This is a genomic window from Bifidobacterium indicum (genome assembly GCF_036987015.1).
GTDB lineage: Bacteria > Actinomycetota > Actinomycetes > Actinomycetales > Bifidobacteriaceae > Bombiscardovia > Bombiscardovia indica.
The window spans coordinates 235,278-259,173 of sequence record NZ_BTXM01000001.1; the positions used below are offsets into that span (position 1 = coordinate 235,278).

Annotated in this window: 18 protein-coding genes, 1 other RNA gene and 2 pseudogenes; 16 read left to right on the forward strand and 5 right to left on the reverse strand. The window is 62.6% G+C overall.

Annotation, left to right across the window (positions count from 1 at the left end; translation table 11 throughout):
- The first annotated feature begins 6 nt into the window (after nt 1–6).
- Entirely contained in the window at nt 7–570 is a 564-nt protein-coding gene (locus AACP59_RS00910; RefSeq protein ID WP_297317202.1) for a MerR family transcriptional regulator, read from the forward strand.
- Nucleotides 567–1,634, forward strand: coding sequence for a zinc-binding dehydrogenase (locus AACP59_RS00915; protein ID WP_297317201.1), 1,068 nt, complete (start codon nt 567–569; stop codon nt 1,632–1,634). The genes AACP59_RS00910 and AACP59_RS00915 overlap by 4 nt, the downstream gene beginning before the upstream one ends.
- Nucleotides 1,635–1,812: 178 nt before the next feature.
- On the opposite strand, the gene AACP59_RS00920 is transcribed toward AACP59_RS00915, so the two are convergent.
- Nucleotides 1,813–2,559 (reverse strand): Fic family protein, encoded by a 747-nt coding sequence (locus AACP59_RS00920; RefSeq protein ID WP_339349410.1) that lies wholly within the window; start codon nt 2,557–2,559, stop codon nt 1,813–1,815.
- 119 nt (nt 2,560–2,678) lie between these two features.
- Here AACP59_RS00920 and AACP59_RS00925 point away from each other — a divergent pair, with 119 nt between their 5' ends.
- The 7 genes from AACP59_RS00925 to AACP59_RS00955 all read left to right on the forward strand — a co-directional run bounded on the left by AACP59_RS00925 (nt 2,679) and on the right by AACP59_RS00955 (nt 10,258).
- Nucleotides 2,679–5,450 carry an FtsK/SpoIIIE family DNA translocase gene (locus AACP59_RS00925; protein ID WP_339349412.1) on the forward strand — a complete coding sequence of 924 codons (2,772 nt, stop codon included), beginning with the start codon at nt 2,679–2,681 and terminating at the stop codon, nt 5,448–5,450.
- Between the two features lie 96 nt (nt 5,451–5,546).
- Entirely contained in the window at nt 5,547–6,182 is a 636-nt protein-coding gene (pgsA, locus tag AACP59_RS00930; protein ID WP_339349413.1) for a CDP-diacylglycerol--glycerol-3-phosphate 3-phosphatidyltransferase, read from the forward strand.
- 101 nt (nt 6,183–6,283) lie between these two features.
- Nucleotides 6,284–6,838 (forward strand): CinA family protein, encoded by a 555-nt coding sequence (locus tag AACP59_RS00935; RefSeq protein ID WP_297317208.1) that lies wholly within the window; start codon nt 6,284–6,286, stop codon nt 6,836–6,838.
- 112 nt (nt 6,839–6,950) lie between these two features.
- On the forward strand, nt 6,951–7,472 hold the full coding sequence (locus tag AACP59_RS00940) for a helix-turn-helix domain-containing protein (RefSeq protein ID WP_370465933.1): 522 nt from the start codon (nt 6,951–6,953) through the stop codon (nt 7,470–7,472).
- Nucleotides 7,473–7,677: 205 nt separating this feature from the next.
- Nucleotides 7,678–7,911, forward strand: a complete 234-nt coding sequence (locus AACP59_RS00945) for a DUF3046 domain-containing protein (protein WP_297317197.1) — start codon at nt 7,678–7,680, stop codon at nt 7,909–7,911.
- A 252-nt stretch (nt 7,912–8,163) separates the two neighbouring features.
- Nucleotides 8,164–9,348, forward strand: a complete 1,185-nt coding sequence (recA, locus tag AACP59_RS00950) for a recombinase RecA (protein ID WP_297317196.1) — start codon at nt 8,164–8,166, stop codon at nt 9,346–9,348.
- A 415-nt stretch (nt 9,349–9,763) separates the two neighbouring features.
- Complete coding sequence (locus AACP59_RS00955; protein WP_297317195.1) at nt 9,764–10,258, forward strand: regulatory protein RecX; 495 nt, start codon at nt 9,764–9,766, stop codon at nt 10,256–10,258.
- Between the two features lie 34 nt (nt 10,259–10,292).
- Here AACP59_RS00955 and rnpB read toward each other — a convergent pair.
- Nucleotides 10,293–10,667, reverse strand: an RNA gene (rnpB, locus tag AACP59_RS00960) — RNase P RNA component class A.
- 227 nt (nt 10,668–10,894) lie between these two features.
- Here rnpB and hpf point away from each other — a divergent pair.
- From hpf to trpD, 4 genes and pseudogenes are all read left to right on the forward strand, one after another.
- A complete protein-coding gene (gene hpf / locus AACP59_RS00965; protein ID WP_297317194.1) occupies nt 10,895–11,560 on the forward strand; it encodes a ribosome hibernation-promoting factor, HPF/YfiA family in 666 nt (221 codons plus the stop codon).
- 271 nt (nt 11,561–11,831) lie between these two features.
- A pseudogene (secA, locus tag AACP59_RS00970) lies at nt 11,832–14,322 on the forward strand (preprotein translocase subunit SecA); the annotation flags it as partial.
- Between the two features lie 257 nt (nt 14,323–14,579).
- Nucleotides 14,580–14,765 (forward strand): annotated as a pseudogene (locus AACP59_RS09570) (SEC-C metal-binding domain-containing protein); the annotation flags it as partial.
- 200 nt (nt 14,766–14,965) lie between these two features.
- Nucleotides 14,966–16,039 carry an anthranilate phosphoribosyltransferase gene (gene trpD, locus AACP59_RS00975; protein WP_339349415.1) on the forward strand — a complete coding sequence of 358 codons (1,074 nt, stop codon included), beginning with the start codon at nt 14,966–14,968 and terminating at the stop codon, nt 16,037–16,039.
- Nucleotides 16,040–16,183: 144 nt separating this feature from the next.
- Here trpD and AACP59_RS00980 read toward each other — a convergent pair whose 3' ends face one another.
- Nucleotides 16,184–16,729, reverse strand: a complete 546-nt coding sequence (locus tag AACP59_RS00980; protein ID WP_339349417.1) for a hypothetical protein — start codon at nt 16,727–16,729, stop codon at nt 16,184–16,186.
- A 48-nt stretch (nt 16,730–16,777) separates the two neighbouring features.
- Between AACP59_RS00980 and AACP59_RS00985 the strand changes: the two genes are divergently transcribed.
- Nucleotides 16,778–17,467: a lysophospholipid acyltransferase family protein gene (locus AACP59_RS00985; RefSeq protein ID WP_297316174.1), complete on the forward strand. Its 690-nt coding sequence runs from the start codon at nt 16,778–16,780 to the stop codon at nt 17,465–17,467.
- Nucleotides 17,468–17,513: 46 nt separating this feature from the next.
- Here AACP59_RS00985 and AACP59_RS00990 read toward each other — a convergent pair whose 3' ends face one another.
- Nucleotides 17,514–19,760, reverse strand: coding sequence for a protein kinase domain-containing protein (locus AACP59_RS00990; RefSeq protein ID WP_339349418.1), 2,247 nt, complete (start codon nt 19,758–19,760; stop codon nt 17,514–17,516).
- A gap of 45 nt (nt 19,761–19,805) precedes the next feature.
- The gene (locus AACP59_RS00995) at nt 19,806–20,999 is read right to left on the reverse strand and encodes a polyprenyl synthetase family protein (protein WP_297316172.1); all 1,194 of its coding nucleotides are present in this window, start codon (nt 20,997–20,999) and stop codon (nt 19,806–19,808) included.
- Between the two features lie 283 nt (nt 21,000–21,282).
- Here AACP59_RS00995 and AACP59_RS01000 point away from each other — a divergent pair, with 283 nt between their 5' ends.
- Nucleotides 21,283–22,071, forward strand: a complete 789-nt coding sequence (locus AACP59_RS01000) for a hypothetical protein (protein WP_339349421.1) — start codon at nt 21,283–21,285, stop codon at nt 22,069–22,071.
- A 114-nt stretch (nt 22,072–22,185) separates the two neighbouring features.
- Nucleotides 22,186–23,829, forward strand: coding sequence for an RNA polymerase sigma factor (locus AACP59_RS01005; RefSeq protein ID WP_297316170.1), 1,644 nt, complete (start codon nt 22,186–22,188; stop codon nt 23,827–23,829).
- Nucleotides 23,830–23,896 lie beyond the last annotated feature (67 nt).

A 23,896-nucleotide genomic window follows, 5' to 3' on the forward strand; every position in this document is an offset into this window, starting at 1 on the left:
ACGGGTATGACAAGCATCACGGAAGTCGAACCCCAGGCAGGGCACGCCCAGTCCGACCAGGAGGGGCCCACTCGCTGGCATACCATCCGCCAGGCCTCGCTCATGACCGGCCTTCCGGAGTCCACGCTCAGATACTACGAGTCCATCGGCATCATCCCACCCATTGCCAGGGACCCGTCCAGCGGACATCGGTCCTACAGCGACCGGGACATCGACCTCCTGCTGACCGTTTCCTGCCTGAGTGCCACCGGCATGTCCCTGGAGAACATGAAGGAGTACCTGGCCAACCGCAGCCAGGGTGCCGAACGGGCCGGGCGGCAGATGGAGCTCATGGCGGAGCAGGGTCGCCGTCTGGATGTGGAGATCGAACGCCTTCAGGCACAGCGTCGGTATGTGGAGGTCAAGGTCCACTACTGGCAGCACGTCCGCGACCATGATGAGCGTGGTGCGGCACAGATTCTCGACCGGGGGTCCTCCATCATCGAGGCGGCCCGGTCCAGCGCAGTCAACAGGATCAACACAGGCAGGCAGGCTGACAGGAAGTCGGCAGACAGGAGCAGGCAGTCATGAAGGCAGTGATTTTCGAGGGAACGGGTGCGGACGGCCTGGTGGTCAAGGATGTGCCCAGGCCGGAGATTCAGGAACCCACCGATGCGGTGGTTCGCGTGGTGCGTGCCTGCGTCTGCGGATCTGACCTCTGGTACTACCGCGGGTTGACCGACATGGCACCGGGCAGCACGATCGGTCACGAGGCCATCGGTCTGGTCGAAGAGGTGGGAAACCAGGTGAGCGTAGCCAAGGAGGGTGATTTCGTCATCGTCCCCTTCCCCTTCAGCTGTGGCCACTGCCCGGTCTGCAAGGCCGGTTTTGAGTCCGGCTGCCCCAACGGGGGCTTCTTCGGCGGCGCACCGGGTATGGGTGCCCAGGCCGAGTACTTGCGCGTGCCCCAAGCCAACGGAACCCTGGTGGTCGTGCCTGGTGGGGTGGAGCGTGCCCGGGACTTCTCCGAGGGGATGCTGGACTCCCTCCTGACCCTGTCCGACGTAATGGCCACCGGCTACCATGCTGCGGTCAGCGCCGAAGTGAAGCAGGGTGACACCGCCGTGGTCATCGGCGACGGGGCCGTGGGCCTGTGTGGGGTCCTGTCCGCCAAGCTGCGCGGGGCCGAGCGGGTGGTGGCCATGAGCCGCCACCAGGATAGGCAGGAGCTGGCCAAGGCCTTCGGGGCCACCGACATCATCCCCGAACGGGGCGATGAGGGTGTGCAGGCCGTCATGGACCTGACCGGTGGATACGGTGCCGATGCCATCCTGGAGTGCGTCGGTTCCCAGGAGGCCAACGAGAGCGCCTTCGCCATGGCCCGTCCGGGTGCCATTGTGGGCAGGGTCGGGGTTCCCCACGACGTGACCATTCCCGCTCTGGAGACCTTCTACCACAACATCGGCGTCCGCGGAGGATCCGCCACCGTCCACACCTACGACGTGAACGGTCTCCTGGACCAGGTCCTGGATGAAAAGATCAACCCGGGCCGCGTCTTCACGGCCAGCTTCGACCTGAACCACATCCGCGATGCCTATCGGGCCATGGACCAGCGCAAGGCCATCAAGTCCCTGCTCAAGGTCAGTGAGATCTGACTCACCACCCGTTCATCGCCCCTGCCGGTCTGCGTGCTTCGCGTCCGGCAGGGGCATTGTTTTCCAATGGTGCAGAACCGGTTCCGGTCCTGTTGTGGCGATTCACCGGTGCCGTGGGCTGACCGAGTCGCTGATTTCCCGGTTGGACGGGACGGGTCGAGGGGGGCAGCCTCATGAATCAGTGGGCCGGACCCTGGTCCCATCCGGCGATCAGGAAGATCCTGGTCGGATTGACCGGTCTGATGATGGCGGCGAAAAGGGCCATGAGCCCAGACAGGTCGCCCAGATATGCCCGGTGGGTGGCCTCCTGGTAGGCGTGGCGGTCCACCGTGCCCCAGTCCAGGTCCCAGCCGGCATCATGGGCCAGACGGGATGCGAAGATGCGCAGGGTCATGGCATTGCCTCGGTCGAATGGGTGGAGAAAACCCAGTTCGTCATAGTAATAGGCCAGCCTGTCGCGAAAGTCGGGCCTGTCCAGGCTGGTAAGGTTCCGTTCGGAGGCCAGGCCGCTGCCGATACTGGCCGCCCCCTGGTTCAGGAGTGCAGGGGGAAAGTACCCCTTGGATGAAGAAGAGATCTGGTCGGCCGTCCGTAGCCGGCCGGCCCAGGGCCCAAGGCCCCCGAACAGGCGGATGTGGATGGCCCGGAGTTCATCCAGATCGCTGCTGGCCGTCCACGGATGCCGGCAGACCAGGACCGTCCTGACGAAGACCGCATCGGTCGGCAAGTCTGCAGTTCGTTCATTTTTCAATGCTCGTGGTGCTTCGTCCCCCGCATCCAGCCGCTTGATCAGGGCATCTTCATCGATGTCCCCGGCCGAATAGGCGGCAGCCAACCCCATGGCCCGGGCGCTTGGCTCCAGTCCGTCGATCAGGAGGTTGCGGCGGGCGAAGGCGATTGAGCTCTCGCGTTCGGCAGGTGTCATGTCATTGATGCTAGTACCGGCGGCCGGGTGGCGCCACCGGACGCCCAGTCTGAATTCTTTGTGGACGCTGGCCATACCGACTGCGCCGGGGTGGAGCCTTGGGTAGTCTGAAAGACGTTATGACACAAAAGCAAGACACAGACAGGAAGGGCCGACCCGGCTTATCGAAGTCCGGAGACGCCAGGAAGGGCGGCCGGTCCTCGGGGTCGAACCAACCCCAGGAAGCCCTCTGGCACCAGGTCCTGCTTGCCCTGCCCAGGGGAATCGGCTCCCTGATCCGCGGACAGACGGGTGATGAGTACGATCCGGCCTACCGCAAGGATGGGATCTGCTTCATCCTGGTCATTGTCGCCGTATTGTTCTGTGCCAGTGAGTGGTTCCGGGTCGACGGGTTCCTGGGGCGCGGCCTGCATATCGTGGCCTCCGGGGCCCTGGGTCTGTGCAGCATCATCCTGCCCGTGGTCCTCCTGATCGTGGCCTATAGGCTGGTACGGTATGCCGGTCATGAATCCGGGAACACCCACGTCATCGGCGGCCTCTTCATCCTCCTCTGGTCGGTCTGTTCGATCATGGACGCCATCATGGTGTCGGATCAGGGCGGATTTGATTTCCAGGCGGTCAGCGGTTCCGGTGGCCTCCTGGGGTTCGCTCTGGGTTCGCCGTTGGCATGGGGTCTTTCCAAGGCCTTTGCGGTCATTCTTTTCGTCATCGTGGCCCTCTTCGCCCTGATGCTGATTTTCCGGATTCACGTCCGGGACATCTTCGACTGGTTCCGCGCCCTCTTCAGCAAAGGCGGGGGAGCGAAGCCGGATGATGTGCAGACCGGGGTCTTCCCCAACGAGGTGCGATTGGAGGACGGCACCCTTGATCTGGCTCCGGGTGTTCCCACCCACGAGGGGGATGGCCAGGAGGAGGCCGCCCCCGCCGAGCCCTCCAAAGGAAACTGGTTCCAGCGACTCTTCCACCGGAGGGGTGCGGATAAGGACGATGACCGCCTGGAGCATTATGAGGCGGATGATCCCTTTGACCACGCGGCCAACCTGCCCAACTCCCCGGTGGATCCCTATGGTTCCTCTCCTGATGTGGATGGGTCCACTGCAGATGATCTGCCCTTGTCCGGAGGGTTCGGTTCTGGGGCGGATCCTGCGGGAGACGAGGGTGATGCCGGCCAGGATCCCGCCACCGGGCAGATGCCGGTAAGTCCCGCAGCCCTGTCCGGGGTGGGGGCATCCGACCCCTGGGCCGCCGCTGCGGCCGCAGCGGACACCGTTCGGATGGGCCAGGTGGAGTCGCCTGCCGCTACCGACAGGGACGATTCTCCTGCTGAATCGGACCGTCCGGACGTACCGGTTGACGAGTCCCTTCCTTATGTCCTGCCCAGCGCGGATCTCCTGTCCAGGGGCAAGCCCCATGCGACCCGGACCCAGGCCAACGAGAACGTCATCAGGGCCCTTCAAACCACCTTCCGTCAGTTCGACATAGACGCCAAGGTGGTCGGTTTCCTGCGTGGCCCCTCGGTCACCCAGTACGAGGTGGAGCTGGGACCCGGGGTCAAGGTCGAGAAGGTCACCAATCTCCAGCGCAATATCGCCTACGCCGTGGCCAGTTCGGATGTGCGTATCCTCTCACCGATTCCCGGCAAATCGGCCATCGGTATCGAGATCCCCAACGTGGACCGTGAAATCGTCCACCTGGGCGACGTCCTGCGTTCGGACCAGGCCCGGAGCGATGACAATCCGATGATGACGGCCGTCGGCAAGGACGTGGAGGGTCACTACGTCACTGCCGACCTGACCAAGATGCCCCACCTCCTGGTGGCGGGTGCCACCGGTTCGGGCAAGTCCAGCTTCATCAACTCCATGCTGGTCTCCCTGATCATGCGGGCCACACCGGAGCAGGTCCGTCTGATCATGGTGGATCCCAAGCGGGTCGAGCTCAGCGCCTACGCGGGCATCCCCCACCTCCTGACCCCGATCATCACCGACCCCAAGAAGGCAGCCCAGGCCCTGGAGTGGGTGGTCAAGGAGATGGACGCCCGCTATGACGATCTCCAGTTCTTCGGATTCCGTCATGTCAAGGACTTCAACAAGGCCGTCCGTGAGGGCAAGGTCCATGCCCCGGCCGGGTCCAACCGGAAGGTGGCTCCCTACCCCTACCTGGTCGTGGTGGTCGACGAGATGGCCGACCTGATGATGGTCGCCAAGAACGATGTGGAAAGCTCAATCCAGCGCATCACCCAGTTGGCCCGTGCGGCCGGTGTCCACCTGATCCTGGCCACCCAGCGCCCCTCGGTCGATGTGGTGACCGGCCTGATCAAGGCCAACATCCCCTCCCGGCTGGCCTTCGCCACCTCCTCCTCCACTGATTCCAGGGTCATCCTGGATGCCACCGGGGCCGAGACCCTGATTGGCCAGGGCGATGCCCTCTTCCTGCCCATGGGTCAGGCCAAGCCCACCCGTGTGCAGGGGGCCTGGGTCTCCGAGTCCGAGATCCGCAAGGCGGTGGACTACGTACGGACCCAGCGCAAGCCCCACTACCGTGAGGACATCGAGCAGATGGCCGACACGGCTGAGAAGAAGAACGAGATCCAGGAGGAGATCGGTGACGACATGGACGAGCTCCTCCAGGCGGCTGAGCTGGTGGTGACCACCCAGTTCGGATCCACCTCCATGCTCCAGCGCAAGCTCCGCGTGGGCTTCGCCAGGGCCGGTCGGCTCATGGATCTCCTCGAGTCAAGGGGCATCGTCGGACCGTCCGAGGGGTCCAAGGCCAGGGAGGTGCTGATTCAACCCTCCCAGCTCCAGGAGGCCCTTGCCTTCATCAGGGGTGACCGGTCCACCATTGGTCCGGCCCGGTCCGAACCTGACGGGGATGGGCAAGCGGATGGCTGAACTCCGGTCCGGTCAGGCATGGTGTGGACTACCGTTAGTATGGCACTACAGCGCGGGATTGGGATGCACGGAAGAAGCTGTGAATAAGGAGTGGTAATGCAGGAGCATGCCGAGTCTACGACCTCCGGTGGGAAGCGCTCGCTTCTCGACGGGTGGAACAGTCCACCCAACCTGGTCACCTATACCCGGATTCTGCTGGTCATCGTCTTCATCGTCCTTGATGTCATGGCAGGAGACTGGGGCCATGACAATATGGGGCTACGCTGGACCGCGGCCATCCTCTTCATCATTGCCGCCTCGACCGACAAGCTGGACGGCTGGATGGCCCGCCGCTACAACCAGGTGACCGAGCTGGGCAAGCTTATGGATCCCATAGCCGACAAGCTTCTGATCTGCTCGGCCCTGATCGTCGCCTCCCTTCACCACGAGGTCCGGTGGTGGATCACCGTCCTCTTCCTGATTCGCGAGATCGGCATCACCCTGCTCAGGGTCATGGTCATCAACAAGAAAGGAATGGTCATCGCCGCCTCCAGGGCCGGCAAGTACAAGACCCTCCTGCAATGCTTCGGTCTGGGGATGCTGATGGTCCCCCTGGGGTCCTACTGGTCAGGGTACCTGCCCCTTACCCAGGCGGTCATCATCCTGGCTCTGGTCCTCTGCCTCTATTCGGGTGGGGAGTACCTCGTCGGGGTCTATGGCGTTGGCCCAAAGGCAACCTCCTCCCGCTCCTGACGGTTCGCCCGGGGGTATAGTGGGGGCAGATTCCCCGTCTGGCATGGCCCGGTCTGCCCGCCTTCTTACGGGGAGTGACGAGGTGACCAATGACAACAGACATGCAGCAGCGATGTGACGATTTCGCCAGCAGGGCCATGGATGTCTGCCGTGATTCCCGCTACTACCTGGCTGCGGCCGAATCCCTGACCGGTGGGCTCCTGGCCGATGCCTTCGTCAGGATCCCCGGGGCCTCGGACGTCTTCCTGGGGTCGTCGGTCACCTACGATATCGCGGCCAAGGCATCGGTCCTGAAGGTCAACCACGACCTGCTCAGGATCCATGGGGCGGTCCACCCCCGAGTGGCCGAGGAGATGGCTCTGGGCACGGCCCGCCTCTACTCCCGGTATGACTGCGAGGGCAGGGTGATCGGCATGTCGACCACCGGAGTGGCAGGCCCGGGGCCTGACGGCGACGACCCCGCAGGCCTGGTGTATATCGGATTCGCCCTGCCCAGGCGTCTGGTCAAGCCGACGGCCATGCATCGGGAACTGGTGGATGATTACCGGACCTTTTCATACGAGCTCCATCTCGATGGTGACCGGGAAGAGGTCAGGCGGGGGACCGTCATGCAGGTGCTCGACCGGTTGGACAGGACCCTCCAGCTCTATACGTGACCTTGGTCACAAACACTCCCTTCCGGTTCCTCCGCTGGAATAATCCATCTTTATCCCTGTTGGTCACTATGTAATGGAATACAGGAAGCAAGAAATGGCGAAAGGGGCTGCAATGGCCAGCACCGAGACCGTGATGACTCGAAACGACACAAGGTATGAGGTCAAGCCGACCGCACCGGTGGCGGAGCGCAATGCCCGTGTGCGCGATCTGACCCCCGCCCAGCGCCGTGCTGTGGTCTTCGCCCAGCAGCAGGTGGTCAAGGCCAGGGCTGCCAAGAAAGCCAAGGAAGAGCGGCAGGCCAGCCTGAATAAGATGTGGATGGAGGAAGACGGCATGGAGGCGGGCAGGCAGCGTGCCTCCTCGACCAAGGAGACCCAGGCGGTTTCTCCCCATAGGGTTTCCCTGCGTGAGGCACTGGGGCATGTCCTGCGCGAGCTCCGTACCGGTGATCACAAGACCCTGCGCGAGGTCAGCGAGAAGGCCGGCGTATCCCTGGGCTACCTGTCCGAGGTGGAGCGCGGTCAGAAGGAAGCCAGCTCCGAGCTGCTCAGCTCGATCGCCGATGCCCTGGGACTGGGTGTTCCCCAGACACTGCGCATGGTCGCCGACTATCTGGAGTCGACCCAGGAGTAATCCTTCGGATTTCTTCATCCTGGTTTCCTGACCCCATCTGCATGGCTTTCGGTTTGGGATGTAGACCGCAGGTCGGTTGCTGAGGAAGATGGTTCTCAAGTATGTGGTGCAGGAAAGGCGTCCGGTTCGTATAGTCCGGACGCCTTTCCTATGCGTCTTGGTTGGTGCTGGGCTTGGCAGAAAGCTGAAGCGGAGGTGATTGCTTGTGCGCGAACGGGAGTTCTGGCAGCTCTTGGAAGAGGTCTTCGGGCGTGTCTATGGGCGGAGCCTGGCCCGGGACCAGCGGCTGAACAAGTTGGATTCCATGACGGTGGTGGAGGCCCTTGACACGGGCGTGGAACCCCGCGTGGTATGGAACGTCCTCTGCGATCAGATGGAGATTCCCGATTCCCGGCGGTGGGGCAAGGACCACAATGCCCCGCCCATGCCTGCTGCCTGATTTGGGGCCTGCTCCGGCCTGGTCAATCGGTTGTATCGCCTGCGGCAGGGTTGACGGGTGGTGGAGTCGCCATGAAGGGGATTCACTCCCTGAGAAGGGTTTCGAACATTTGTTCGTATCGCAGGATATACTATTCCTCAGATGATTCGGGTGTCTTCTGACGTCCGACCACATTGATCGGACTGTTGCCCTGGAGGGCGGAGGGCGGATAGCCTGAGGTTCGTAAGGTCGTTTTGGGAAAAGGAGAGCCATATGGCACGACAGAGCAGCAGTGGCAAGGCGAAGAAGGAAGAAGAGAAGGACGGGATCGATCCCCGTCGTCAGGCCGCCTTGAACACTGCCCTTGCGCAGGTTGAGAAGAACTTCGGCAAGGGTTCGGCCATGCGGCTGGGAGACAGGCCGGCACAGGATGTCGAGGTCATTCCCACCGGCTCCCTGGCCTTGGACATGGCCCTGGGTATCGGCGGTCTGCCCCGCGGCCGCATCGTTGAGATCTATGGTCCCGAATCCTCGGGTAAGACCACCCTGGCCCTGCACGCGGTGGCCAATGCTCAGGCCAATGGGGGAGTGGCGGCATTCATCGATGCCGAGCATGCCCTGGACCCGGAGTACGCCCGGAAGCTGGGCGTCGATACCGACTCACTGATCGTCTCCCAGCCCGACAATGGTGAGCAGGCCCTGGAGATCGCGGATATGCTGATTCGTTCAGGTGCCTTGGATGTCATCGTCGTCGACTCGGTGGCCGCCCTGGTGCCCAAGGCCGAGATCGAGGGCGACATGGGAGACAGCCATGTCGGTCTCCAGGCCAGGCTGATGAGCCAGGCCCTGCGCAAGATGACCGGCGCCCTGGCCCAGGCCAACACCACGGCAATCTTCATCAACCAGCTCAGGGAAAAGATCGGTGTCTTCTTCGGCAGCCCGGAGACCACCACCGGTGGTAAGGCCCTGAAGTTCTACTCTTCGGTCCGTCTCGACATCCGTCGTATTCAGACCCTGAAGAACGGGGACGAGGCTGTCGGCAACAGGACCAAGGTCAAGGTTGTCAAGAACAAGATGGCCCCGCCCTTCAAGATTGCCGAATTTGACATCCTATACGGTGAGGGCATCTCCAAGGAGGGGTCGGTCCTCGACATGGCCCTGGAGACCAATATCATCAAGAAGTCCGGATCCTGGTTCACCTATGAGGGTGACCAGTTGGGTCAGGGTCGAGAGAATGTCCGTCAGTTCCTGAAGGACAACCCCGGTCTGACCAAGGAGATCGAAGACAAGGTCAAGGCAGCCTTCGGACTCATGCCCGAGTCCAAGGACGATCACGGTTCCCAGTCCGGAGACAAGGACAGGTCCATACAGGGCAATGCCGGGTCTCCTGCCGCCCCCGGCTCGGGAACATCAGCGGACGCTGCCAAGAGTGCCCCAATGACGGCTCAGGCTGCATGATCCCATGATTTCGGCCGAGGACTTTCTCAAGTCCAATTCGATCCTGCTCCCCCAATCCGGGGAGCAGAAAGCTTCCGCTCTCGCCGAAGACGAGGCCGGAAGAGCCCATGGTCAGACTGGCCATGCCCAGGTGGAAGCTCGTGCCGACCACGGAGAGAATTCCCCTGAGCGGTCTCCGTCTGAACACGGGTCCGTGGAGGAACCGCATCTGCCGTCTCCTGCCGTACTTGTGTCCGACACCTGGGTGGAGGATGCTCATCTGCATACATGTGGCCGGTTGGGGTCCCATGCTGGTGATTCAGCTGCAGGCAGCGCCGATGACGAGACTGGGAGCCGCCGGACCAGGTCCAAGCGCAGGGGCAGGCGCCGGTATCCGGTACGTGAGCCCAAGGCCGGTGGATTTGGTGCCGGTGGGATGACGAATCCGGATGTCCGTGCCGATGCAGACGATGTGGATGCCTGTCGTGAAGCGGCCCTGACCCTCTTGGACGCTGCCGCCCGGTCCAGTGGAGCCTTGGCGCAGCGCTTGTCCAGGAAGGGTTTTGATGAGCCGACCATCGAACAGGTGATAGCCAGGCTTACCCGGTTGTGCCTTCTTGACGATCGCAGCTATGCCCAGGATCTCCTGCGCTCATGTCTTCATCGCACCATGGGGGAGCGTGGTGTCCTCAATGAGATGACCCGGAAGGGGTTGAATCGTACCCTGTCCGAGGAGGTCATAGCCCAGGCGGCTGAAGAGGGACTCTTTGTGGACTCCGCCTACGAGCTGGGTCGCAAGGTCGCCAAGAGGACCGAAGGTCTTGATCTTCGGGTCCGCAAACGCCGCCTCTGGAGTGCCGGATCGCGGAAGGGCCACGACCCGTCCCTTCTGACCCGGGTGGCCAATGACCTCCTGGTCGAGTCCGATTGAGGTGGTCGAGGCCAGGCTGTAGCAGGGGTGCAATGAAATGAGACCTCTCATATACCCCGGGTTCTGTCATCCGCCGAATGGATCCGACGGAAGGATGGCCATCCATCTCGACCTGACGTTGCCGCCAGGCTCTAGCGGCCTACCCGAAGGCGGGACGAGCAACCCCTGAATGCCTTCTGCTTGGCCTTGCTCCCGATGAGGCTTGCCATGCAACCGCTGTCACCAGCGGCCCGGTGGTCTCTTGCACCGCCGTTTCACCCTTACCTGCCCTAGGGACAGGCGGTCTGTTCTCTGTTGCGCTATCTCTCAGGTCGCCCTGGGCGGACGTTATCCGCCATCGTGCTCTATGGAGCCCGGAAGTTCCTCAGCCATTCCCAAGAGGAATGACCGCGGCCATCGAGAGGTCTCGAGTGGTCAGCCTATCCCAACCGAGCGACGGGTGCCGATCCTGATTGCATATGCGCATGGGTGCGCACCATGGAGTGTCGGTTGTCCTGACTGGCCGTGCCGGAGGACCACGGGTGGGATTTGCCGGTTCGTCTATCCTTTTCAGCTACAATCGGAAATACAGTCGACGGCGACTTTTCCCGCCGTCGCACCAGCGGCCCGGCCGCTTACGAATGCAAGGAGATTCTCATGGAGATCGTCATTACCGGACGTCACACCCAGATCAAGCAGCGGTTCCGTGAAGTCGTCGAAAGCAAGATGAATCGTGTAACAGCCATCGCTCCTGATGCCCAGCGCATTCAGGTCGTGCTGACCCATGAGGGCAATCCCCGTCAGGCCGATAGCGCCAAAAGGGTCGAGCTGACCGTTCTGGCCGGCAAGACCGTGATTCGTGCCGAGGCCTCCAGCGCCGACGAGTTCAGCGCCCTCGACATGGCCCTTGACAAGCTCACCCTGCGCCTGCGTCGTGCGCGTGATCGCCGCAAGGACCACCGTCGTGGTCTGGACCATGCCCCCCTGCCGGTCGAAGTCCTGCCCGAGGAACCCCGGCGACCCGAGGAGGTGTCGGCTCCCGATCCCGACAACAGCGCCCAGGATGCCGTGGCATCCGACCTGGAGCCAGGTCAGTCCGTGGAGGTCCAGGTGGGCGACACCCCTATAGTCATCCGCCGCAAGCTGCACATTGCCGAGCCCATGAGCATTGACGAGGCCCTGTATGAGATGGAGCTGATAGGTCACGACTTCTTCCTCTTCGTCAACAAGGAGACCCACCGTCCCTCCGTGGTCTACCGCAGGCATGGATGGAGCTATGGTGTCTTCGAAATCGACACCCCTGAGCATGTGGGCAAGAAGTAATCAAGGTAGGGATACCGACTGGGCCCGTCAGTTCCGGGTGGCCGATTGGACGGCCCGGGCTGGCGGGTTCGTCGAGCCTCCAGGGAGGTCGTTCGGGTCGGCGCGGGAGGTTGGATACGGGTCCGGGGATACCCGTATCCGGGCATCGCGTCGGTCGCCCACGGTATGCCTAGTGAAAATCTGTGCATTCGCGTAATATGGTGAAAGTCTGGGCCTCCGTCGGTACATGATGGTGTAACGGGGGATTGAATGAACGTGTAGGGAGCGCAACGTGGTATCAGTCTTGGACAAGGTCCTTCGTATGGGTGAGGGACGGCAGATCCATAAGCTTCAGGGAGTCGCCGATGCGACCGATGCCCTAGAGGACAAGATCTCCGCCATGGAAGACGAAGAACTGAAAGGCCAGACGGCGAAATTCAAGGAGCGTCTGGACAGGGGCGAGTCCCTTGATTCCCTGATGCCAGAAGCCTTTGCCACCGTCCGCGAGGTCTCCAAGCGAACCCTGGGCCAGCGTCACTTCGATGTCCAGCTCATGGGTGGCGCCGCCCTCCACTGGGGGAACATCGCCGAGATGAAGACCGGTGAAGGCAAGACCCTGGTCGCCACCCTGCCCAGCTACCTGAACGCCTTGGAGGGCAAGGGTGTCCACGTGGTCACGGTAAACGACTACCTGGCCTCCTACCAGAGCGAACTCATGGGCCGTATCTTCCGTTTCCTGGGGATGAGCGTCGGCTGCATCATCACCGACCAGAAGCCGACAGAACGCCGCAAGCAGTATCAGGCGGACATCACCTACGGAACCAACAACGAGTTCGGCTTCGACTACCTGCGCGACAACATGGCCTGGGACAAGGCCGATCTGGTCCAGCGTGGCCACCACTTCGCCATCGTTGACGAGGTGGATTCCATTCTGATCGACGAGGCCCGTACCCCTCTGATCATCTCCGGGCCGGCCGAGGGCGATGTGACCCGTTGGTACCGTCAGTTCGCCAAACTGGTCCCCAAGCTCAACCGTGACGAGGACTACGAGGTCGACGAGAAGAAGAAGGTTGTCGGCATCCTGGATCCCGGCATCACCAAGATCGAGGATTATCTGGGCATCGACAACCTCTACGAGCCCGCCAACACGGCCCTCATCGGCTACCTGAACAATGCCATCAAGGCCAAGGAACTCTTCCTGCGCGACCGCGACTACGTGGTCCAGGGCGGCGAGGTTCTGATCGTCGACGAGCACACCGGCCGTCTGCTCAAGGGCCGCCGCTACAATGAGGGCCTCCACCAGGCCATCGAGGCCAAGGAGGGTGTCGAGGTCAAGGCCGAGAACCAGACCTTCGCCACCATCACCCTGCAGAACTACTTCCGCATGTATGACAAGCTGGCGGGCATGACCGGTACGGCCGAGACCGAGGCCGCCGAGTTCATGAACACCTACAAGCTGGGCGTCCTGCCGATTCCCACCAACAAGCCGATGATCCGCAAGGACCAGGATGATCTTATCTACCGGTCCAAGAAGGAGAAGCTGACCGCCATCGTCAAGGATGTGGCCAAGCGCCATGCCAAGGGCCAGCCGGTCCTCCTGGGTACGGCCTCGGTCGAGTCCTCCGAGGTGGTCTCCTCCCTGCTTGATGTGGCCGGAATCGACCACCAGGTCCTCAATGCCAAGCAACATGCCCGTGAGGCCTCGGTCGTGGCCGTGGCCGGTCGCAAGGGCGCCGTGACCGTGGCCACCAACATGGCCGGTCGTGGTACCGACATCATGCTCGGCGGCAACGTGGAGTTCCTGGCCGATCAGCAGCTCAAGGAGCAGGGCTACTCCCCGGACGACACCCCGGAGGAATACGAGAAGCTCTGGCCGAAGACCCTGGACGAGGTCAAGGAGCAGGTCAAGGACGAGCATGAGGAGGTCGTCGAGCTTGGCGGTCTCTACGTTCTGGGCACCGAGCGCCACGAGTCCCGTCGAATCGACAACCAGCTGCGTGGCCGTTCCGGCCGTCAGGGAGACCCGGGCGAGTCCCGCTTCTACCTGAGCCTGGAGGATGACCTGATGCGGCTCTTCAACACCCAGCTGGTGGCCAGGGTCATGTCGTCCGGCCTGCCGGAGGGTGAGCCCATCGAGTCCAAGAGCGTCTCCAAGGGTGTGCGCAACGCCCAGAAGTCGGTGGAATCCCGCAATTATGAGATTCGTAAGAACGTCCTGAAGTATGACGACGTCATGAACAAGCAGCGCAAGGTCATCTATGCCGAGCGTCAGGCCGTCCTCCAGGGTGAGGATATCCATGACGATGTCATGCGCTTCATCAAGGAGACCATCGAGTCCTATATCCGCGGCGCCCAGAAGGGCTCCGACAAGCCCAAGGATTGGGATGCGGACGGGCTCTGGAAGGCCTTGGCCTCGGTCTATCCGATCACCCTGGACCAGGAAGAGACCATGAAGTCCCTGGAGGGCACCAAGGGAGACAAGGCCGTCAAGGCCCTCCTGGAGAAGGTCCTCGGGGATGCCGAGGACATCTACCATGAGCGTGAGGAGGAGCTGGGCGAAAGGGGCACCCGCCAGCTGGAGCGCCAGGTGGTCCTGTCGGTCCTCGACAGCAAATGGCGCGAGCACCTCTATGAGATGGACTACCTCAAGGACGGTATCGGCCTGCGTGGCATGGGCCAGCGTGACCCTTTGGTCGAGTACCAGCGCGAGGGGTATCAGATGTACAACTCCATGATCGATGCCATCAAGGAGGAGAGCGTCCAGCTCCTCTTCAACGTGGACCTCTCCCAGATCGCCGCCAGCCAGGAGGCCGAGGAGCTTGCCCGTAAGCAGGATTCCAGCCAGGACGGCGAGGACCTGTCCGATCGGGATGAAGGCAAGAGCGCATCAGAAGATGAGGACGATTCGGAGGAAGTCAGCTACGAGGCGCCTGAGGAACCCGACACCGAGGATGAGGATGCCGAAATCGACCAGGTGGCCAGGGAGAAGAAGGAATCCGAGGATGAGGACGGATCCGAGGGAAATGAGCCCGGCCCCGCTGTGCTCGGTCCCGAACCCCTGAGCCATGCCGAGGGCAAGGTTCCGGTCAGCAAGCGCCCCAAGGCCGAAGAGGAGCACTCTCCCTGGGCCGATGGCAGGACCTTCCCCGGTACCTCCAGGAACGCTCCCTGCCCCTGCGGTTCCGGTCGCAAGTACAAGATGTGCCACGGCCAGAACGAGAAGTGACGGTACCGGTCAGCGGGTGTTGAACCTCAAGGCTGATGATTCAATGGACGGCCATTGCCCCATGGGTAATGGCCGTTTCCATATGCCGGTCAAGGGTTGACCATCATATGGGACGCCCCTGAGGCGGTTGAGTGCAGGGGAGTAAACCTAGAGCAAACAGCGACGCACCTCACGTCTCCCAACCAAAGGAAAGAGTCATCATGCGGCCACCTACATGGAAATCCATCCTGAACTCGCTGGTGTCCGGTCGACACCTGAGTTCGGATGAGACCGAGTGGTACATGAACGATCTCATGGACGGGAACGCCGACCCGGTCCAGGTGGGCGCCGTACTCGCCATGCAGTCGGCCCTGGGGCTGACCAGTCAGGAGGTCGAGGGGGCGGCCAAGGCCATGGTGGGCCATGCGGTACCGCTGAGGGTCAGCGGCGACGTGACCGATATCGTCGGTACCGGCGGGGACGGGGCCGCAACGGTCAACCTGTCGACCATGGGAGCCATCGTCGCCGCCGCGGCTGGGGTCAGGATCGTCAAGCATGGGAACCGGGCCGCTTCCAGCAAGAGCGGAACAGCCGACTGCCTGGAGCAGCTTGGTCTTCCTTTGGACCTGTCTCCCCGAGAGGTGGCGGCCATGGCCGATCGGTTCGGCATCACCTTCGCCTTCGCCAAGACCTTCCACCCTGCCATGCGGTTTGTGGGCCCCGTCCGTTCGGCCCTGGGCATTCCGACCGTCTTCAACCTCCTTGGACCCCTGACCAACCCGGCCCGGCCCCGGTACGTGGCCATCGGGTGCGCCCAGCGCCAGCTCAGTCCCATGATGGCCCAGGTCTATGCCTCACGCGGCCAGGAGGGCATGGTCTACACCTCGGCTGAGGGGCTTGACGAGATGGCCCCGACCGGTCCGGTGTCCATTTGGGAGATCCACCAGGGCCAGGTGGAGGAGCGGTCGTTCGACCCCGCCAGGGAGCTGGGTCTCGACCCCGTCGACCTGGACGACCTGCGCGGTGGTGACCCCGCCTTCAACGCCAATGTCGTCAGGGACTTCCTGGCTGGCAAGTCCGTTCCTTCCCGTTCCACGGCTCTGCTCAATGCCGCATCGGCCATCGTTGCTGATGGTTCGCAGATCGACGCCGGTCCCGGGACCGACCTGACCACCCGTTTCGGCCAGGCCTACCAGCTGGCAGCAGAGGTTGTGGACCAGGGCAGGGCCGCCTCCCTGTTAGCCGAGTGGATCCAAGGTGCCCAAGCTGCCCGGTCTTCCTCGGACCAGGACTGATCCGAGCCGCGGGCGATCTCGACCATCTTGGAATACAGCCCTGCGCCGGTCGATGCAACTGACTTCAGGACAACGGCACCATGCTGATTCATGCCCTGCCGGGTGGCTCTCCGGCAGGGCATGAATCAGCATGGTCCTCCAGTGTCAACGTCGGTAGATGCGATCGTCATCATCGAAAAGACCGCTGGAGGCATCCCGGAAATGCTTCCTGTCGATAATCAGCCCGGCAATGCCAATCAGGAGGAGGAGCCCCGCCAGGGTGCCGGTCAGTCCGGACCAGCGCGGGGTGAAGATGGTCAGGAGGAAGCAGACCAGCCCCAATACAGTCAAGATGATGAAGATGATACGGCTCCTGCCCAGGTCGCTCAGGTCCGGGTTTGGCGGGGTGAAGATCGACGATTGGTCCATGACCTCGTCGGTGTCCAGCCAGCTGTTGCCCCGAAAATCACGGGGCCCGGTCCCGCCCACGAAAGAGTCCCGATTCAGGTCCTCGGCTTTCAGGGCCGTCTGTTTCTCGGACTTGCGGGCCTGTTTCTCGAACTTCTTGGCCGTCCTGGATGATTCCAGAGCATCCAACTCGTCGGCGTGCGAGTTCAGGAAGTCCTCCCAGGCCTCGTCACCCTGTTCGGCGCCGGTTCCCTCCCCGCTGTTATACTGTTCCCCGGCGTTGTTATTCTTGTGCTCGGTCATGTACCCATCGTAACCTCGGCGGAAGGCATCCGCTACCAAGGAGTCCTTGTGCTGTACTGGTTCTTCGTCAAACTGCTCGGCCCCCTGGCGCGTATCTGGTTCAAGCCGACCGTCGAAGGCACGGGGAACATTCCCGAGAACGGAGCCGTCATCATCGCCTCCAACCACCTGGCGGTCATCGATGATGCCCTCCTGCCCATCACCTGCCCCAGGATGATTCACTTCATGGGCAAGGCCGAGTATTTCAATGGCAAGGGTCTCAAGGGCAGGTTCAAGAAGTGGTGGTTCAGTTCAGTGGGTGTCTTTCCTGTCGACAGGTCGGGTGGTTCCAAGTCGCTGGGGGCCATGGAGACGGCCCGATCCATACTGGAGCATGGGCACATCTTCGGCATCCATCCGGAGGGTACACGCAGCCCTGACGGCAGACTCTACCGGGGGCATACCGGTGTGGCCCGGCTGGCCTTCGAGACCGGTACCACCGTGGTGCCCGCGGCCATCATCGGCACCAGGGAGCTTCAGGAACCCGGACGTGTGCTTCCCCACCGGGGCAGGTCCCGGGTCATTTTCGGCAAGCCCATCATCGTGCCCTATATTCCGGTCAACAGACTGACCCATGAGGAGGTCCGGAACCTGACCGACAGAATCATGCAGGAGATTCAGGAGATGAGCGGGCAACAGTACGTGGACGTCTACGCTCAGGTCATCAAGGCGCGTCAGGCCAAGGAAGTACAGGACTGACCCATAGGGGTCGCCGAGGAGGTGGCCGTACTCGGAGCCGAATCGTTCAGACCACGGTCAGGGTCACGACGGATGGCGAACCGTCACCCGTGACAACTCTGACCTGGCTGCCGGGGTTGGGGTCCTGGAATCGGACCGTGTGGGTCAGATTGCCCAAGGGGGCGGAGATGTTGACCCTGAGGCCGTACCCTTCCAGGATCCTCGTGGCCTCGTCCTGACTCCTGCCTTTGACATCAGGCATGGTGATCACCTGTGGCCCCCTGGAAATCACCACGCTGACGGTATCTCCCCAATGGAGCTGTTCCTGGGCCTGGTGGGAGGCGGAAATCACCGTGTCTCGGGGCACCTTGTCGGACCAGTCCTGGCTGTAGGTGACTTTGAGGTGGAGGGCCTCAAGAGCCGCATTGGTCTCTTCCTTGCTCTTACCGACGATATCGGGCATGGCCACAGGCATCCTCCCCTTGGAGAGGACCAGGGTGACCCTGGTATCGTGCCGGGTTGTGGTGCCAGGGACCGGGTCCACTGAAATGGCCGCCCCCTCGGGTACATCCATTGAGTACTGGTCCTTGGACCGGTCATGATCGATCCTGCTGAATCCGGCCGCTCTCAAGGCTTTTTCAGGGTCCTTGCCTTCGGGGGTGCCCGCAGTGAGCAGGTCCTCCGGCACCGTGGCCCGGCGAACGCCCTTGGAGACGGTGAGATTGAGCCGACCGGTACGTTTGCTGACACGGGCGCCGACCGTATCCGGATCTGCGGCCATGATGGCACCCTTGGCCACACGGTCGCTGTAGTCGTATGCGGTATCGACATCGATTCCCGAAACCTTGAGGGTGCGGGCGTATTTGGCGAAGTCGGCGCCGATCACCTTGCAGTCCTGGTCCTGCGCACAGGCGACATCATCCGGCTTGGGCAGGATGCGGTAGCTGCCCGGGCCGAAGAAGTACCACCAGGCACCACCACCGCCTCCTGCCAGGGCGATGACGAGGATGACGATCAGGGTGATAACCAGGCCGCGATGCTTCCGACCCTTGGGGTTTCCGGAACCCGCGGGGAGAATTGCCGCATACTGGGCCAGGTGTGCTGTTCCGGTCTGGAGGCCCTGGACGTGGGTGTCGTTCCCGCCTTGGACGGTCCTGGCCTGGTCTGTGGTCATGGCAGGCATGACCTGGGTCCGTTCAGGGTTGACATGGTTCAACAGGTACCGGCGGGTTCCCATCGGGTCCGCGCTTCCTGCCAAGTTTCGGCCGGACTCCTGGGGAGGCACGGGAACGGGTGAGATAGGGGAGACCGGCTGGTCCATGGCGATGGTGGCATCATGCTGGTCGGTCTGCGCCGGGGTTGATGCTTCCCGGGATGCGGCCGCGGTCGTCTGCAGGTCATCAGCACCGGCCTCTGGCACAGGTACCTCCGGGGCGGGCACGATGAACTGGAGGGCCTGCATGTCCAATCCACGCTGGACCCTGTTCAGTTCGGTCAGGGCCTGGGTGGCATCCTTGGGTCTGCCCTCGATGGAACGCCTGGTCAAGCGTGAGACCAGGTCCGAAACGGATGGATCGATGCCGGGACAGACCCGGGTCAGGGCGGGTACGTCTTCGTGGACGTGTTTGAAGACGATGGTGACCGGGTTCTGACCGGCGAAGGGGACCGCCCCTGTCAGCATCTCGTAGGCGATGATTCCCACCGCATAGAGGTCGCCCTGGGTGGTTGCCTGGTTGTCCTCGATGGTTTCCGGGGCCAGGTAGGCGGCGGTTCCCAGAAGCATGCCGGTCGAGGAGAGGGTGGCCTGGGAGGTGGCCCGGGCCAGACCGAAGTCGGTGATTTCCACATGGCCCCGGTCGTTTATCAGGATGTTCTCCGGTTTGATGTCTCGGTGGACCACACCGGCCTGGTGGGCCGAAGAGAGCCCGTCGAGGATCTCACCCAGGATGCGCATGGTCTCCCGCAGGGTGAAGGTGCCCTGACGGCCCATCTCCTGGCGCAGACTGATACCGTGCACATACTCCATGACCAGATAGTCCAGTCCCTTAAAGAGGCCGGTGTCATAGACCTGGACGATGTGGGGATTGGCTATCGCAGCGGCCGATTGTGCCTCCCGGCGGAATCGTTGCTCGAACTGGGCGCGATGCGGGCCCTGGGCCAGTTGGGTATGTATGACCTTGACCGCCACATGGCGGTTCAACCGTTCATCCAGAGCCTCATAGACGGTGGCCATCCCACCCTCTGCCACCTTGCGCAGGATGCGGTAGCGGCCGTCGATGACCCGGTCCCTGGTCGTATCTTCCGCTTCACTCATGCTGGTATCGTATGGCCTTCTGGTCCCTGGGAGGCCGGTTCAGCCTCATTGTTCATCAAATCCATGCCCATGATACCCGGGAGCCGGAGCATCGGGCATAAAACGGCGGCAGGCCTCCTCGATGATCGAACCTTGTTCCTCGTTCATGGACAGCTCCTGCCTGAGGGTGCTGATTCCCGCCTGGACCGACTGCGAGAGACGGTCCAGGCGCCGGCGGCTTTTCTTCACTGCCCCGCTGGTTTCCATCAGGTGACGGGTCCAGTCCACCTGATCCGGTGTGCGGTGGGGGGCCGCATAGGTCTCCCTGAGTCTTGCCGCGTCAGCCGGATCGACCAGGGAGAGGGTATCGGCCAGGAGGACGGTACGCTTCCCCTCCAGGATGTCGCCGCCCTGGGGTTTGCCGGTCTGGTCGCTGCGGCCCACCACGTCCATCAGGTCGTCTCTGAGCTGGAAAAGGAGTCCAAGGTCCAATCCCAGGTCGTAGGACAGCTTGCGGGACTGGTCCGGGTCGATGCCGCCTGCCATCAGCCCCAGTGCCAGGGGGGCCATGGCCGTGTAGGAGGCGGTCTTCCATCCCATGGTCCTCAGGGCCTCCCGTTCCAGCTGGTCGGGATGGTCCAGGGGCATGACCTCCATGCCCATGTCGAGGACCTGTCCGGTCTCCACGGCGGTCTGCATATCCAGGAAGGTCTTGAGTATCTCCCCGCACGAAGGCAGGGCGGAGGCGGCCTTGGAGGCCATATCGGTGCTGGCGGTGGCCAGGAGGTCTCCCAGCAGGATGCCTAATCCTTGACCCCTGGGCGTTGCGGTTCCGGGAGCCGGACGCTCTGCCGAGGTGGCCTGGTCTGGTTTGCTCCCGGGGTCTGTCAGGTTCGACAACACCCTGTGGGCGGATGGTCTGCCGCGGCGGAGGGGGGAATTGTCGATGATGTCATCATGGACCAGGGCACTGGTCTGATATACCTCGAGGGCGCAGGCAAGATCGAAGGTCGCCTGGTCTGTCTGGTCGGTTTTCCCTTCCCTTGTGCTGGCCGCCCGGTAGGAATCCCACAGGAGGAGGGCCCTGAGCCGTTTGCCGCCTCTGCCTGCCAAACCCGCTTCGGCCCAGACCGCATCCAGTGTGCGGATGGATGTGGGGACTGGACCGCCTTTTCCTGCGCTGTCATGGAGGTCCTGGCGGCAGGCCTCGACCAGTTCGCTCATGTGCTCTTCGATGGCCTGGGGTGTGAGGGTGTCCATAGGTATGAGCCTATCCGCAGATATCCCCAGGCATCAGGCTCCTCATGACAGGAGGGGTATTCCACTCTGGTCGCATGACTGCTCGGGAAGATGGCCTGATTTGTTCAGGGAAAGGAGAATCCTCCTGTGGATGGGCTGCCACGCTCGACCACATTACCTGTAAAGGCGTGCATCCTTCCGCTGCCGATGACAGGCTGTACACACGAAACCAAGCGGTTCCGGTGGTCCACGGTTGCAATCCCCGCGGGCAGGAAGCAGATCGGCAGGTCGGGAGGGGCCATAAATGACACAGGGAAATTCAGTTGAGGCATGGGTCGAGACCTTGGATCTGCGTGAGGTTCTTTCCCCATCCCAGAAGGAATCCATTCTGACCCGGTACCGGGCGACCAGGAGGGAATCCGGGGTCGAGGAGGCCGACAGGGCCTGGCTGCAGGCGCCACTCAAAACCTGGTTCTCGGTCCTTAAGGTGGCCGGTACGGAGGCACGGACCGATGCGGGTGAGTGCGCCGATGCAGGTGACCAGGCCGGGGTGGAGGTTCTGACCGGTCTTGGCAACCGATCCGATTCGGCAAATCAGGACGATGCGGATGAGCAAACCCGGGGGATGGGTGATGGCAGGGGCATGACCAGGAAGGACATGGCGGTTCTGGGAATACTGATCGGTGAAACCCTGCCCATCCGTGATGGGCTGATCGTTTCCTTGATGTATACCAGGGATGACCTGGACTTCTCCAGACTTCTTGATCTTTGTCTGCGGCCCCATAGGCCGGACAACGTCGCCCTTCTCTGTGAGACCCTGGATTCGGCCTTCAAGGACAGGCGCTTTCATCCCAACCTGTCCAGGTGTCGGGCAGGACTCCTTCTTCTGGACAAGATGGCCCGGTTCATGTGCCCGGGGCATAAGGCCCAATCCCGGGCCGTGGCCGCCTACGCCCTCTGGTGGATGGGTGGGGATGAGGCCGCCGACACGGCTCAGAAGGCCCTGGAGGATGACGGGCAGTGCAGTCTGGCAGCCATCGTGCTCAGCCTTACGATTCACGGCATCCTGCCGGCTTGGAAGGAATCCGGCTGAATCGGGAATAATCGTCCCACGGAAATGGTTCACTGTATTGAGTCATGGATTTGACCTTGCCACAGCTGTGCCCATAGGACGGTTTGCAGGGTGGGTATATCTCAGGAGGATAATTTGGCCGCTAAGGACACCAAGTCAGTCGAGACAGCCGAGGTGGACACCGAGAAGGGCAAGACCCGCGCGACTTCCGGTACCGACCGGAGTGAAAAGGGCGGCAAGGCCAAGACTGGGACCCAGGCCAAGGGCAGGAACACAAACAAGACCACGGCGGCGTCGACAGCCAGGAAATCCTCTGCCAGGAAGACAACAGCGGCCAAGTCAACCGCCAAGAAGACGACAGCCACCAGGTCCGCTTCCACCAAGGCCGGTGCATCCGTCAGGGAGGAACCCGCCAAGGCAGGTTCTAAGAAGGGGAGTGCCAAGTCCGCCGGCAACAAGACATCCTCCTCCAAGCCTTCTGAGGCCAAGGCCGGGTCCGCCAAGAAGACGACCAGGAAGAGCACCTCGGCCAAGGCCGGCAAGCAGGCCACCAGGCCTCTTGAAGACACGGCCCTGGAGGACCGGACCGGCGAGGACGAGTTCGATGACACCACCCTCGAAGAGGACGATGACCTGGAGCCCGATGAGCTGGACAAGGACCAGGACCAGCTGGAGGATGAGCCCGGAGAAGACGACGAGGAGGAGGACGAGGCCCGCGACGTCCTCGAGGAGGCCGAGAAGGACCGGAAGGCCGCCCACGAGATGGCCGCCAAGGTCAAGGGCGCCTTCGTCGTCGATGATGCCGAGGACGACGAGAATGTCACTCCCTCCGGCAACCCCAAGCGCCGTGTGGTCACCGCCGGTGCCACGGCGGACCCGGTCAAGGACTACCTGAAGCAGATCGGCCGTGTCAGCCTGCTGAACGCCGAGCAGGAGGTGGACCTGTCCGAACGCATCGAGGCCGGCCTCTATGCCCAACATCTGCTGGACACCGAGGGCGAGGGGATGGAATTCAAGCGTCGGCGTGAGCTCAAGTGGGCGGCCAACGACGGGAAGAAGGCCAAGGACCACCTCCTGGAGGCCAACCTTCGTCTGGTCGTCTCCCTGGCCAAACGATACACCGGCCGTGGCATGCTCTTCCTGGACCTGATCCAGGAGGGCAACCTGGGTCTGATCCGCGCGGTGGAGAAGTTCGACTACACCAAGGGATACAAATTCTCCACCTACGCCACATGGTGGATTCGTCAGGCCATCACCAGGGCCATGGCCGACCAGGCCCGTACCATACGCGTGCCCGTCCATATGGTCGAGGTCATCAACAAGCTCTCCCGCGTCCAACGCCAGATGCTGCAGGACCTGGGCCGTGAGCCCACCCCGGACGAACTGGCCCGGGAGTTGGACATGCCGGTCGAGAAGGTCCAGGAGGTTCAGAAGTACGGCCGAGAGCCCATCTCCCTCCACACACCCCTGGGAGAGGACGGCGATTCCGAGTTCGGGGACCTGATCGAGGATACGGATGCCATCGCCCCCTCGGATGCGGTGGCCTTCTCCCTCCTCCAGGAACAGTTCAAGCAGGTCCTGGAAACCCTCAGCCCCAGGGAGGCTGGTGTCATCAAGATGCGCTACGGCCTGGAGGACGGCCAGCCCAAGACCCTGGATGACATCGGCAGGGTATACGGGGTCACCCGTGAGCGCATTCGACAGATCGAATCCAAGACCATGTCCAAGCTGCGTCACCCGTCGCGTTCGCAGACCCTTCGTGACTTCCTGGACCAGTGAGGTCAGGCGGGGAAACCCGGCGCCTGTCGGGGGTCCCTTGCTAGAAATGGGTGACGGTAGGTGAGGT